Annotated in this window: 14 protein-coding genes and 1 tRNA gene; 6 read left to right on the top strand and 9 right to left on the bottom strand. The window is 52.8% G+C overall.

Annotated features, from left to right (window positions below; genetic code table 11):
- Window positions 1-292: 292 nt before the first annotated feature.
- Window positions 293-580, bottom strand: a complete 288-nt coding sequence (locus WH279_RS09980) for a hypothetical protein (RefSeq protein ID WP_339454905.1) — start codon at window positions 578-580, stop codon at window positions 293-295.
- Window positions 581-807: 227 nt separating this feature from the next.
- Here WH279_RS09980 and WH279_RS09975 point away from each other — a divergent pair.
- The 6 genes from WH279_RS09975 (at window position 808) to WH279_RS09950 (ending at window position 6,271) form a co-directional block, all read left to right on the top strand.
- Window positions 808-881: transfer RNA gene (locus WH279_RS09975), tRNA-Gly, on the top strand.
- A gap of 106 nt (window positions 882-987) precedes the next feature.
- Window positions 988-2,898 carry a flagellin N-terminal helical domain-containing protein gene (locus tag WH279_RS09970; protein ID WP_339456224.1) on the top strand — a complete coding sequence of 637 codons (1,911 nt, stop codon included), beginning with the start codon at window positions 988-990 and terminating at the stop codon, window positions 2,896-2,898.
- Window positions 2,899-3,119: 221 nt separating this feature from the next.
- The gene (locus WH279_RS09965; protein ID WP_339456222.1) at window positions 3,120-3,962 is read left to right on the top strand and encodes an ABC transporter substrate-binding protein; all 843 of its coding nucleotides are present in this window, start codon (window positions 3,120-3,122) and stop codon (window positions 3,960-3,962) included.
- Window positions 3,963-3,979: 17 nt separating this feature from the next.
- Window positions 3,980-4,810 carry an amino acid ABC transporter ATP-binding protein gene (locus WH279_RS09960; RefSeq protein WP_339456220.1) on the top strand — a complete coding sequence of 277 codons (831 nt, stop codon included), beginning with the start codon at window positions 3,980-3,982 and terminating at the stop codon, window positions 4,808-4,810.
- Window positions 4,807-5,592, top strand: a complete 786-nt coding sequence (locus tag WH279_RS09955) for an amino acid ABC transporter permease (RefSeq protein ID WP_339456218.1) — start codon at window positions 4,807-4,809, stop codon at window positions 5,590-5,592. The genes WH279_RS09960 and WH279_RS09955 overlap by 4 nt, the downstream gene beginning before the upstream one ends.
- Entirely contained in the window at window positions 5,582-6,271 is a 690-nt protein-coding gene (locus WH279_RS09950) for an amino acid ABC transporter permease (RefSeq protein ID WP_339456216.1), read from the top strand. The genes WH279_RS09955 and WH279_RS09950 overlap by 11 nt, the downstream gene beginning before the upstream one ends.
- Before the next feature lie 62 nt (window positions 6,272-6,333).
- On the opposite strand, the gene WH279_RS09945 is transcribed toward WH279_RS09950, so the two are convergent.
- The 8 genes from WH279_RS09945 to fliS all read right to left on the bottom strand — a co-directional run bounded on the left by WH279_RS09945 (window position 6,334) and on the right by fliS (window position 12,073).
- On the bottom strand, window positions 6,334-7,062 hold the full coding sequence (locus WH279_RS09945; RefSeq protein WP_200641482.1) for a YoaK family protein: 729 nt from the start codon (window positions 7,060-7,062) through the stop codon (window positions 6,334-6,336).
- Window positions 7,063-7,236: 174 nt separating this feature from the next.
- A complete protein-coding gene (gene lafU / locus WH279_RS09940; protein ID WP_339456213.1) occupies window positions 7,237-8,130 on the bottom strand; it encodes a putative lateral flagellar export/assembly protein LafU in 894 nt (297 codons plus the stop codon).
- Window positions 8,127-8,993, bottom strand: a complete 867-nt coding sequence (gene motA / locus WH279_RS09935; RefSeq protein WP_339456211.1) for a flagellar motor stator protein MotA — start codon at window positions 8,991-8,993, stop codon at window positions 8,127-8,129. Before motA ends, lafU begins: the two co-directional genes overlap by 4 nt.
- Window positions 8,994-9,004: 11 nt before the next feature.
- Window positions 9,005-9,700, bottom strand: a complete 696-nt coding sequence (locus WH279_RS09930; protein WP_339456209.1) for a FliA/WhiG family RNA polymerase sigma factor — start codon at window positions 9,698-9,700, stop codon at window positions 9,005-9,007.
- Between the two features lie 9 nt (window positions 9,701-9,709).
- A complete protein-coding gene (locus tag WH279_RS09925) occupies window positions 9,710-10,174 on the bottom strand; it encodes a flagellar basal body-associated FliL family protein (RefSeq protein WP_339456207.1) in 465 nt (154 codons plus the stop codon).
- Between the two features lie 8 nt (window positions 10,175-10,182).
- On the bottom strand, window positions 10,183-11,391 hold the full coding sequence (locus tag WH279_RS09920) for a flagellar hook-length control protein FliK (protein WP_339456205.1): 1,209 nt from the start codon (window positions 11,389-11,391) through the stop codon (window positions 10,183-10,185).
- Window positions 11,388-11,693 carry a hypothetical protein gene (locus WH279_RS09915; protein WP_339456203.1) on the bottom strand — a complete coding sequence of 102 codons (306 nt, stop codon included), beginning with the start codon at window positions 11,691-11,693 and terminating at the stop codon, window positions 11,388-11,390. Before WH279_RS09915 ends, WH279_RS09920 begins: the two co-directional genes overlap by 4 nt.
- Window positions 11,690-12,073, bottom strand: coding sequence for a flagellar export chaperone FliS (fliS, locus tag WH279_RS09910; protein ID WP_339456201.1), 384 nt, complete (start codon window positions 12,071-12,073; stop codon window positions 11,690-11,692). The genes WH279_RS09915 and fliS overlap by 4 nt, the downstream gene beginning before the upstream one ends.
- Between the last annotated feature and the right edge of the window lie 8 nt (window positions 12,074-12,081).

The raw sequence follows: 12,081 nt of genomic DNA, 5'->3' as shown, positions 1-12,081 counted from the left end.
GATTAAACCTGCAGAGCTGATTCTGCTGTCACTGACACTGGCATACTGCCTGGCAACGTATATATGGTTCTAGCCCTCAAGGGATGAGGCATGAACAGAGCAATACTCATGTTTTGCTAAAGTCTTTTATTGCCCTGCCGATGACATTGAGGTCGGGGGGTTGCTGGAGAGACAGAAATGTCGACGACGGCGCCCGGGTAAACCTGATGGCATAATACTTGAGTATCTGCAAAACTTAGCCGACAGATGAAGTCGGCTTTTTTGTGTCCGAAAAATGGGAAAGTGCAGGGAGTCAGGTTTTATTAACGGTATAGCTTTTCACTTTGCCATTTATCAGTCGGATGGTCAGGGTTCGGCCTTCGGTGGTACTCATGGCTTTTGCCTGGCTCCAGGTCCACATCAGAATGCTTTGCCCCTCCGGGAAGGGCGTCTCTGAGGAAGGCTCGCCAAACAGCGAAATAAGATCCTGTCTGGTCGTTTTGTCATACTTGATTTGTGCCAGCTTGCTGTCATCAAAGTTCTGTCCCACCGAAGCGGTACACCCCACCAGCATCAGACATAACATTATCGTTTTAAACATCATTTCCCGGTATCACTGTCATTTTTACTCATTCTTGCACAGTTCCTCACCGCTGCATAAATTAACCACGCACGTCAGGTGGCCGTCATGACAGGGTTGGTACAGGGTAAAGCGCCGTGCCGCTGGAAGTTTTTTGATATTACTCAACTTTTCCACTGATCATTGTGCTAACATCCTGCGGCACGGACGTTGAGCAAACGCTTTTCTCATCCGACACCTCACACCAGGCGGCCATCGTATAATGGTATTACCTCAGCTTCCCAAGCTGATGACACGGGTTCGATTCCCGTTGGCCGCTCCAGTTTTACCGCTGCATCAGATTTTCCTCCTTAAGCAAAATTTCAGTTAAAACTTCCCTGCAGGCTGCCGATAACATTCATCAGATAAAATCATCAGTGAGCATGATAATGCTAAGCCTTAAAGCCAATACGTCGGCCCTTGTTGTACAACAGCAATCGATGAAAAGCGCCTCTGCGCTTGATGAATCTATCCGTCGTCTCTCGTCCGGGCTGCGCATCAACAGTGCGAGTGATGACTCTGCCGGGCAGGCTATTGCTAATCGTTTAACCAGTCAGCAGAAAGGGCTGGAACAGGCGCAGCGCAACGCCGCTGATGGCTTATCGTTGGCAGAAACAGCCGAAAGCGCACTGAATGAAATCAACAGTCGTTTACAGCGTATCCGCGAACTCGCCGTGCAGGGACTCAGTGAAACTTACTCACAGACCGACAGTGATGCGATTCAGGCGGAGATCAATCTCAACCTGAAAGAGATCGATCGACTCAATACCACCTCCCGCTTTAACGGCATCAGCCTGCTGAACGGCAGTGCGGGTAAAGTAGGTATACAGGTGGGTGCGAACGATAATAATAAAATCGACCTCGATTTATCACAGGGTTTCAGTGTTGAACAGCTGGGTTTAAAGGACCTGATTATCCGCGGCATCAGCGGTTCAATTACGCCAGCGAATACCATTATCGGCATCGCCAATAATATCTCGCTGAACAACGGCAGCGTCTCGGTGAACTACTCGACGCCAGTGACGCTGACATCGCCGCAGCTGGTGAGAAGCAACATCACGAACCAGCTTTATATACAGGGCACCGCCAGCGACGGCACGCCAACGTTTTACCCGGCGTCTTATAGTGCAACGTGGTATACCGCTACCGGAAGCGGTACGGTTTCTGTTGGCACCTCCAGTAACGTTCCGCTGTATAGCGGCGTCAGCGCTATCGCCGCTCGACCCCTCCCTTCCGTTAACTATCTGGACGACAACGGAACTGCATTGAGCAACAGCCCGCCGCCGACCCTGACAGAAAACAACGGTCAGTATTATATCGAACAGAACGATATCTATTACGCTGCTGATATTCACTTCGCCACCAGCGGTGCTGTGACCGCGCAGATAACCAACGCCAGCGGCCAGCCGGATACTGACTTCACGCCACTGCCGACCCAGGTTTCAACAACTCCGGCAATCGACACCAGCACCGCGACACTCACCTTTACGGATGCAAATGGCAATGCCGTGGCAAACAGTGATGCACGCCTGGTGAAATACGGCAGCCAGTACATGATGGAAGTCGGTGACGGCAGCGGCAACTATCAGTATTACAACGCCAGTGTCAATGCCACGAGTGATGGAACGCTCACTTCGCTGAGCGTGACGGCCAGCAGCATCGCCAGCCAGAACAGCTTTACCGCGGTATCGACCGTCAATGGAACGTCCGTGGTGACGCTTGACCCGGCAAATGTCGAAACCCGCTACACCGAAAACGGCGGCCAGAGCTTTAGTGATGTGCTGCGTCTCGATGCGGAGGGTAATTATTATATGGATGTACACGGCGGAACCGTCAACAAGACGGCAACGCTGGTCACGCTGAATGACGGCAATAATACCCACCTGTTGAAAACGCTGGAAGGAGTGGGTGATGTACAGATCTTCTTCACCACGACGATGGCTGCCGTCACGGATGCTTCCACAAACAACACCCAGATGAGCATTGCGGAAACGGGTTCTGAAATCCGGCTGCGTAATCCGGATGACCCGTTAGCGACCCTCGACAGAGCCATCAGCCGTATCGATAGCCAGCGTTCATTACTCGGGGCCGCTGCCAACCGTCTGACATCGGTGCAGAACGTGCAGAGTGCCACGTCCACCCATTTTGCTGAATCACGTTCACGTATTGAAGATGCCGACTATGCCGTCGAGGTGTCCGCAATGGCCCGGGCACAAATTCTGCAACAGTCCAGCGCCTCGTTACTGTCGAAGGTGATGACGACCACGCCACAAATGGTGCTGTCGTTGCTGGAAGGATAATTCAGAGAGTCACTGCCGCTAACGTCCTGCCAACACCGGAGCAACCCGCGCAATACCAATGTTTTACTTATGCATAATTTAGCAGGTGATAGACCTTTTTGTTTGTAGCCGTCATTTTTCCTTTATGTAACGCTATCAATCCTAAAAGAAAATAATAACGATTACCTGCCTTCAGGAAAACGGGGTTATCCCCCCTTTCGGACTATACATAAGGAAAAACCATGATTACGGTGACACGCAAGAACCGCTCATTCCATAAAACCCGCCCTTCTGCTGCACTGCTGCTGGCACTGACCAGCATCACCCCTTTCGCCGTTCATGCTGATCAACTGGCGGATATCCAAAAAGCCGGCGTGGTGAAAGTCGCCACCTTTGACGCCAATCCGCCGTTTGGTTCAGTGGATGCCAAAACCCACGAAATCGTCGGTTATGACGTCGACTTCGCGAAAGCTCTGGCAAAAACCCTGGGCGTGAAGCTGCAACTGGTACCGACCAACCCGGCAAACCGCATCCCCCTGTTGCAGTCAGGTAAAGCGGACCTGATTGTGGCCGATATCACTATCACGCCTGAGCGTGCAAAAGTGATCGATTTCTCAGTGCCTTACTTTGTCACCGGACAGCAGTTCCTGGTGCCCGTCAGTTCACCGGATAAACTGGATGGCTACGCGACGGCACGCATTGGTGCCGTAAAAGGCACCACCGGCGAACAGGAACTGCATAACCGTTTCCCGCAGTCACGCGTGCTGTCGTATGACGATATCCCACTGGCGCTGTCTGCCCTGCGTAATGGCAACGTGCAGGCAATTACTCAGGACAGCACCATTCTCGCTGGCCTGCTGGACGGTGCACCGGATAAAGCCAAATACAAAGTGCTGCCTGAGTTACTGAGCAAGGAAGAGATTGGCGTGGGGGTGAAAAAAGGCGAAGCCAGCCTGCTGAAAGTGGTGAATGACGAACTGTTGAACCTGGAAAAAAACGGTCAGGCGGTGAGCATCTACGACACCTGGTTTGGCCCGCAAACAAAATCACCACAACCCCGGTTATTCAAAATCGAAGCAAAATAATCAGCCAGGTATCACACATGCAGCAAGAAAATGTATCAACCGCAGCGGCGTCTGCGGTTTTTTCACATTCATCGCCGGGACAAAGTACCGCCGTCGAATTCCGCCAGGTCAGTAAGTCGTTTGGTCACCATCAGGTGATCACCACGGTCGATCTCAGCGTGACCAGCGGTGAAGTCGTTGCCGTTTGTGGCCCGTCAGGTTCCGGTAAGTCGACGTTGATCCGCCTGATTAACCAGCTGGAAACCGTGAGCGATGGCGAGATCCTGATTGACGGTAAACCCACGCGGGGACTGAAAGGCGCAGCACTTCAGCAACTGAGAACACATATTGGTTTTGTGTTTCAGCAGTTCAACCTCTACGCCCATCTGACCGCACAGGACAATGTCAGCCTGGCGCTGATCAAAGTACACGGCTGGAAGAAAACGGAGGCGCGGGCAAAGGCGCTGGCCTTACTGACGCGCGTCGGCCTGGCCGATAAAGCACAGCATTATCCTGAGCAGCTCTCCGGCGGCCAGCAGCAGCGCGTGGCGATTGCCCGGGCGCTGGCGACTGACCCGAACATCATCCTGTTTGATGAACCGACCTCGGCGCTTGACCCGGAGATGATCGGAGAGGTGCTGCTGGTGATGCGTGAACTGGCACGCAGCGGCATCACGATGATTGTGGTGACCCATGAAATGAGCTTTGCCCGCGAAATCGCTGACCGGGTGATTTTTATGGACGGCGGTGAAATTCTGGAGCAGGCCGCCCCGGAAGATTTCTTTACACACCCCACCCATCCGCGCGCCCGGCGTTTTCTGCAGAAAGTGCTGTTCCCGCTGCATCCTGAATCACAGGTGGGCCTGTGAACTGGCAGCCCGACTGGGCAGGCGTGCTGACCGGGCAGCCTCTGCAATGGATTATCTCCGGTTTTTTCACCACCTTTTACGTCAGCCTGATTGCCAGCCTGTTCAGTACACTGTTGGTGGTACTGCTGCTGGCGATGCGTCTGAGCCCATCGCGGATCGCCCAGGGGGCAGTGGCGGCATTTGTTTCCCTGTTTCGTAATACGCCGCTGCTGGTCCAGCTGCTGTTCTGGTATTTCGCCGCCTGGGGCGCATTGCCGCAGAGCTGGCGTTTTTACATCGGGGATATTCATCCCTGGGCAACGTTCCCTGGCGATATCAACTGGCTGACGCCGGAGTTTCTCTGCGTGGTCTGGGGGCTGGGGCTGTTCACGGCGGCATTTTTAGTGGAAGAGGTTCAGGCGGGGCTGAACGCCGTGCCAAAAGGCCAGCGCGAGGCCGCGATTTCACAGGGTTTCAGCCGCTGGACGCTGCTGTGGGACATTCTGTTGCCCCAGGTGCTGACCCATGCCTGGCAACCTGTCGCCGGGCAATATCTGAACCTGATGAAACTCTCCTCGCTGGCAACCGGTATTGGCTTTTCCGAACTGACCTATCAGGTCAGCCGTATTGAAAGCTACAACGCGCACGCCTTTGAAGGCTTTGCGGTAGGCACCGCACTGTATCTGTTACTTGGCCTGATGTTGGGTGGGCTGTTAACCGTGATCGGCCCTAAGCGCCCGCCGCGCCATCAGCCAAAACGGGCGAAACCCACCCTGTCGGAGCGTTCAAAAGATGGAATTTGATTACTCAGTACTGCACGATAATGCTGGCTATATGCTGTGGGGAAGAGTGGCGGACGGTGAACCGGGCGGCGTATTACTGACGTTGATTATGGCCGTCTCTGCCGGTTTTCTGGCGCTGGTGCTGGGTGTGCTGATGGCCATGCTGGCCTGGCGTTACGGCGGCTGGACGCGCAGAGTGCTGTTTCTCTGGGCCTCCTTTATCCGTGGCATCCCACTGATTTTTGTTATTTTCTGGCTCTACTTTCTGCTGCCGGTGGTGTTTGGCGGTTCAATCCCCGGCCCGCTGACGGTGATTATTGCGCTGGCATGGTTTACCTCAGCGGCAGTCATGCACTCAACGCTGGCCGGGCTGGAATCTCTGCCCGCCGGGCAGACAGAAGCAGGAATGGCGTCAGGCTTCAGTAAAATAAAAATCCTCACCGTCATTCTTCTGCCGCAGGCGTGGCCAAACTTGCTGCCCTCATACCTGGGGTTACTGATTTCGCTGCTGAAGGACACATCGCTGGCGTTTATTGTTAACGTCCCTGAACTCACAACGGTTGCCGGACAGGTTAACAACCGGGTGCAGATCTATCCTGCAGAGATCTTTCTGTTTGTTGGCATCATCTATTACCTGCTGTGCAGTGCGCTGGCGTATCTGGCAGGAAAGGGATTAACACGGCGGCGTCTGGCTCGCTGATAAGCGCCTGCAAAACGGGACGCCGAAGTGTGACGGCCGGTTGTCTGACGGCACTGCGCAGGTCAACTGCCCTGTGCCGGTGACAGCCGTTTGCTGAACATCGTGTTCATCGCCAGTAAGAGAAGCCCCGCACCGATGACCATCAGGAAAACATACCCCAGCCAGTGGAACAGCCAGATACCGGCCACACCGCCGATAAGAAATGCCATCACCGTATAGAAATGCAGACGCAGACGTTCCATATAGAGAGGGGCATTCTGAGGCGACTCTTTACGCCGCAGAACATCAAACAGCATCGCCAGCTCGATACCGATATCCGTTGCGGTTCCTGACACATGCGTTGTTCTGACACGCGCGTTGGAAATGCGTGTCACCACCGCATTCTGTAGCCCCATCAGGAAACTCAGGCTGAGGACCAGCAACGCGCCCGGAGAGGCCAGCGTCAATCCGATCTCTGCGGCACCCAGCGCCATCAGCGCCAGGCCTTCAATAAAGATATTTACCGCATAGATGGTACGGATACCTCGCCTGCGGCCCGCATTAATGATCAGCGTTGAGCACACCGATCCCGCGATAAACAGGAATACGATGGCCAGAAAGAAGACGCCCGCACTCAGGTTGATTTTTGCCAGGTGATCGGACAATGAAGAGATGTTCCCTGTCATATTGGCGGCAAAAAAGCCCACACTTTCAAAAGCGGCGGTGTTCAGCGCCCCGGCGACGGCGGCCAGGGTGCAGGCAAGGCGGCTGTCCGTATTGAACGTCCTTGCTGCATCAGTGGTAATTAACATTTAGCGAACTCAGGTCAAATGCGGGTTGATGAATGATCCCCTTGTTTGTCGTGACAAACAAGGGTCCAGATAACGTCTGCATCAATGTCTGGCGGGAACCGTGCCTGAAAGAAAAAACGGTGGCAAAATACCACCGGACTCCCCTCAAATGGGAGGCGTGGGGGCATTTAAAAACTATTGCAGGCGATCGACGATGGGTTTCACCACTTTTACGCCATTTTGCCCGTAAAATTGATACAACGAGTCGGAAGCGGCCTGGGTAAGGACCATAATTTCAATGCGACGATTGCGCGCAGACAAGGGATCGTCAGGGACCAGCAGCATGCGATCGGCCATCGCGTTAACCTGAATCACCCGCTGTGTTTCAAGGCCGCCTTTTTCTAATACATTTCGGGCTGCCAGTGCACGGTCCCCGGACAGATTCCAGTTGTTATATCCCGCGCTCTCAGGATAGGTCGCTGAATCCGTGTGTCCATTGATGATCACCTGGTTATCAATACGATTGAATACCGGTGCCAGTTCACTCAACAAGCGAGTAAAGAAAGGCGTTATCTTTGCACTACCACGCGGGAACATCACCCGGTCTTCATCATCCTGTAGCAAAATGCGCAGCCCCTGCGGTACTTTTTCCAGCGAAAGATTTCCCTGTGCGTTTAATTCCGCGGTGATGCGTGTAATGGCCTCGCTAAGTTCATTTAACTCCTGATCCGAACGCGACAAGACGGTTTCCAGCGCCTCAGGCTGAGGGGAGGTCTGCGGGTCAAATTCTCTCTCTGCGTCAGCCATAGCAGGTACAGAAGAGATGAGTGGCAGAGGGCCTCCGCCAGAAGCGGGATCGTTGACAGGACTGAAGGCCCCGCCATCAAAAATAGAAACACCGTTCAGACGGGCAACAATTTCCCTTCGCTCCTCTTTCGATACGGAACTGACGATCCACAGCACCATAAACAGCGCCATCATTGCCAGCGTAAAGTCGGCAAAGGCCACTTTCCATGCTCCGGTATGGACACCGTGATGAGCCTTTTTTCCCCCGCGTTTGATGATGGTAGTGTGAGCGCCCTTCTTCATTCTGGATTTTCACTCATGGCATTAACCCAGCCATCAAGCGTGGCAAAAGTCGGTTTCGATTCGAGCGACAGCATTTTACGCCCCGCATCGACGGCCAGCAGGGTCGGTTTGCCTGCAACATGGTTGACCAGTACGGTACGGATACAGAAAAAAATCGTCATGCGCTTACGCATGCATTGCTCCATCGCGTTAGCCAGCGGGTCCATCAGGCAGAAACAAAAAAACACGCCCAGGAAGGTCCCGACCAGCGCAGCCGCCACCTTCAGGCCAATCAGTGCAATAGAGCCATCAATCGACTGCATGGTGATAATAATCCCCAGTACCGCCGCGCAGATGCCGAATCCCGGCATCGCTTCTGCCGTACGTTGTAACGATCGTGAAGGGACCAACAGCTCTTCTTCGACGGCTTCAATTTCCGCTTCAAGCAGCCCTTCCATTTCGTGCTCGTTAATTTTTCCCATCGCCATCAGGCGGAAGTTATCGGAGATAAAAGTAATAAATCCTTTATCTTTCAAAATCAGGGGATATTTTTGAAACAACGCACTGTTCTCCGGCACATCGAGATGTTCATCAAGAGCCTTCAACCCACCATCCTGTACCAGCTCCAGTAATTCATACATCAGCATTAACAGCTGGCGCTGAAAATCGGCATTTTGCTCGTCTTTACTGACCGCCGCTTTCATCTGTGACCACATCGATTTTAATACATGTTTTGGGTTGGCAATGACCATAGCGCCCGCCCCTGCGCCGAGAATGATGATCAACTCACCTGGCTGCCAGAATGATGCAATATGGCCACCAGACATCATATATCCACCAATCACACAGCCCAGCACGACGATTAATCCAATAAGTTTCTGCATTTCTTTTCCATTTAAAAAAAGACTTTAATCTTTTCGCTAATCTTTTTATTCAGCTGACACACCCGCGCTTCAGTGATATCCAAAACTAAAGCGATCTCTTTCAGGCTGATTCCCTGTTGGTAATACAGATTGATAATGGTACGTTCACGCTCATCCAAACTGTGTAACGCCAGTGCCAGCGTACGCTGAATATCAACTTCTTCTTCAAGCTCACGTCCGGCAAAAGCCGTATTTTGCGCCCCCCCCTCAACGGACAAGATCTCATCCAGACTTTCGATGGCACAGGCTGATTCCAGTAGCTGATATTCCTGCCATTCTTCTTGGCTCAACGCCAGCTGATGACATGCCTCTTCATCCGTCGGCTCACGCCCCAGGCTCCGCGTCACTTCACGCAGGGCATGATTGATTTTGTGCGTCTTTTGACGAAGAGTACGCGGGCGCCAGTCATGCTGACGGAATTGATCCAATACCGCGCCACGTACGCGCTGCATCGCATAACCCGCGAAGTGATCATCAGGTTTACCATAGCGCCGCAGCGACTCCAGCAACCCCATCAGGGCGACCTGTTCAATATCATCGCGGTCCATCATGCCGTTAGCCTGCCAAGCAAGTTGACGGACAATTTTTTTCACCAGAGGAAGCCACTGCTGCATAAAATGGCTTTCTTCGACGGGTGACAACGCCGTAATATCAATAAAAGTACTCATAGCAAAAAATCACTGGAAGACCATTTTAGAAATGGTCACATCGTCAAAAGGAATAGTGACACCGATATTGTGGAATGCAGACTGATAGCGCTTCATCATCAGGCTACGCAACGCCTGCACCGACATGCCACGCACCTCGTTGTAATCCATTGATGTGAGCATATCGACAGCAATTCCTTTAATCTTAGGAAGCAGATTTTCCGCCCTCTGAGCCTGAAGCTCATCCGTCGTCGTCAGGGCCAAATCCAGCAGAAGATAGCGCTCTTTCAATGAATTGCTTCTCAGGGTGATCACCAGGTTTTTAATTTCAACAAACTGCAGAACTTTCTCTTCCTCTGGAGAAGAGGAAAAAAAAGAAACAGGCACACTGCCATCATTTTTTTTATTCAAATATTGCGAACCAGCTAGTACAAGGAATGCGGTGACTAATGCCGTCACCAGCACCAGAATAAAATTCAGTAATGTCGTCTTCATATATGTCATTAAACCATCGTCAGTATTGTGCCGTCGGTACCACGAGGTATCGTGGTGACCTCCTCATTATTATTATCGATAGCCGTTTCAGGGTTATCGCGGTGCCGATGTTGCTGCCGACTGTCACCATTCTGGGTCGACACCTGTACGTTCACCTGAACATTATTCTGTTCACTCAGGCTGGTACGCATGTCATTGCTGATCTGCTGCAATAGACGAGTGACTTCAGGTTGTGCAGCCTGAATTTGTACCTGAAGTTTTCCCGACTCGAAATGTATCGAGATATCGAGTTTCCCTAAATTAGGGGGATCGAGCCGAATAGTGGCCTTTTGCACGCGCCGATCAATCTGCATTTCCAGACGTTCTGCCAGCGCTTTTTGCAATACGTCGGCCTTCTGCTCAGACGCGGCTGGCAGCGTAATGACCGGTAATGTTTTCGCCTCCGCATCGCCTTTCAGTAATGCATTGAGTAGCGCCGGGGCGGGATGCTGCAGGGTATTGTTTGTGATCAGTAATTCACGATCCGCCTGCAATACTTGTTGCACCGATTGACTGGCCCGCAAAGCATCGGCAGGCATTTGCAACTTTTTGGGAACATTTTGCAGCATGGCCAACACGTCACCTGGCTCACTGCTGAGTGGCACGACTGCAGCAGACGGTGTTTGTTCTTTTACTTGCCACGGTATTGCTGTCGTAAGATGGCCTGCGGCCAGAAAACTGTTTCTCAGCAGTCCGGCACTCTCTGTTTCAGCCAGCACACGGTTTCTCAGCGGTCCGGCACTCTCTGTTTCGGCCAGCACACTGTTTCTCAGCAGTCCGGCACTCTCTGTTTCGGCCAGAAAACTGTTTCTCAGCAGTCCAGCGCTTTCTGTTTCGGCCAGACCGCACGGAGAGTCAGCGCTCATAGCCTGTACAGCGGCCTGAGTGGATACAGGCACGACCTCTTCTGCCGGGGGCAGGGTGATCGGTGCAGCCAATAGCAGTGCAAGCAACTGCTGCGGGTCACTTTCCGCTGAAGTCACGTCGACGCTGTCCTGGGCAGGGGGTTCAGACACATCCCCTTCTGTCAGATAAGGCATAGCGATGGGCAACAACAGCTTATCGGCCTGCGTGGCACCGGGCTGAGGGAATGCAGCAGCGGGCTGTGCTCTGATGCCGGGTAACAGGGTATCGGCCTTTCCTGATATTGCCGGTACAGTAAACATCGTCGGCATCATTCATTCTCCTCATCACTTACTGAAAATAGTGCATACGCCTGCAGCCCTTGTCGGTTCTGCTGGTACTGCTGAAGCTTCATCTGCAATACGTCATGCTGTTCGCGACATATTTTTGCCACCCGTTGATGGCAGCGGTATAGCGTGGCCAGATCGGGGCACAACGTCTCCTGCAATCCCTGCTCACGTATCGCTTCCAGCAGCTGGCTAATCTGAGCGTCAATACGGCGGATTTCATTCCAGTTTTCGTCGTTTGCCGCCTGCTCCAGCGCCCGGCTCAGTTGAACAATGCGCCCCTTCATCACGCCCCCATTCCTTCCCAGCCTTCCTGAATATTGCGCAGGATCCCTTCCACTTCGCCTATCTGTTCAACAGACAAATGATGACTGGCGTCATACAAGCGATATACGCAGTAGTCATAAAGCCCTGCCAGCCGCAGCGCCAGTTCTCCTCCGCGCTCATAATCAAGGGCGCTGGTTAATGCATTGAGAATATCGATGCACTTATTGATGCTTTCTGCTTTTCGTTCAAAACGCCGTGCCTGAATATGGCCTTTGGCACGCGTCAGTTCATCAAGCAGGCCGTTTAATAACATCACCACCAGCTGATGCGGTGTCGCGGCAGCCGTGCGGATCGCCAGATCCGCATCATGATATTGAGTAAAGTCGTTAGAGTTTCCGTACATAATTGCTT

It is taken from the genome of Erwinia sp. MYb375 (genome assembly GCF_037479175.1).
In the GTDB taxonomy this organism is placed as follows: Bacteria; Pseudomonadota; Gammaproteobacteria; order Enterobacterales; family Enterobacteriaceae; genus Erwinia; species Erwinia rhapontici.
Note: the sequence above shows the minus strand (reverse complement) of the source record. Positions and strands in the feature narration are given on the sequence as shown.

Bases quoted from the DNA above. Each gene is read 5' to 3' on its own strand.
- WH279_RS09980 (WP_339454905.1), bottom strand. From the start codon at position 580: ATGTTTAAAACGATAATGTTATGTCTGATGCTGGTGGGGTGTACCGCT.
- WH279_RS09970 (WP_339456224.1), top strand. From the start codon at position 988: ATGCTAAGCCTTAAAGCCAATACGTCGGCCCTTGTTGTACAACAGCAA.
- WH279_RS09965 (WP_339456222.1), top strand. From the start codon at position 3,120: ATGATTACGGTGACACGCAAGAACCGCTCATTCCATAAAACCCGCCCT.
- WH279_RS09960 (WP_339456220.1), top strand. From the start codon at position 3,980: ATGCAGCAAGAAAATGTATCAACCGCAGCGGCGTCTGCGGTTTTTTCA.
- WH279_RS09950 (WP_339456216.1), top strand. From the start codon at position 5,582: ATGGAATTTGATTACTCAGTACTGCACGATAATGCTGGCTATATGCTG.
- WH279_RS09945 (WP_200641482.1), bottom strand. From the start codon at position 7,062: ATGTTAATTACCACTGATGCAGCAAGGACGTTCAATACGGACAGCCGC.
- lafU (WP_339456213.1), bottom strand. From the start codon at position 8,130: ATGAAGAAGGGCGCTCACACTACCATCATCAAACGCGGGGGAAAAAAG.
- motA (WP_339456211.1), bottom strand. From the start codon at position 8,993: ATGCAGAAACTTATTGGATTAATCGTCGTGCTGGGCTGTGTGATTGGT.
- WH279_RS09930 (WP_339456209.1), bottom strand. From the start codon at position 9,700: ATGAGTACTTTTATTGATATTACGGCGTTGTCACCCGTCGAAGAAAGC.
- WH279_RS09925 (WP_339456207.1), bottom strand. From the start codon at position 10,174: ATGAAGACGACATTACTGAATTTTATTCTGGTGCTGGTGACGGCATTA.
- WH279_RS09920 (WP_339456205.1), bottom strand. From the start codon at position 11,391: ATGATGCCGACGATGTTTACTGTACCGGCAATATCAGGAAAGGCCGAT.
- fliS (WP_339456201.1), bottom strand. From the start codon at position 12,073: ATGTACGGAAACTCTAACGACTTTACTCAATATCATGATGCGGATCTG.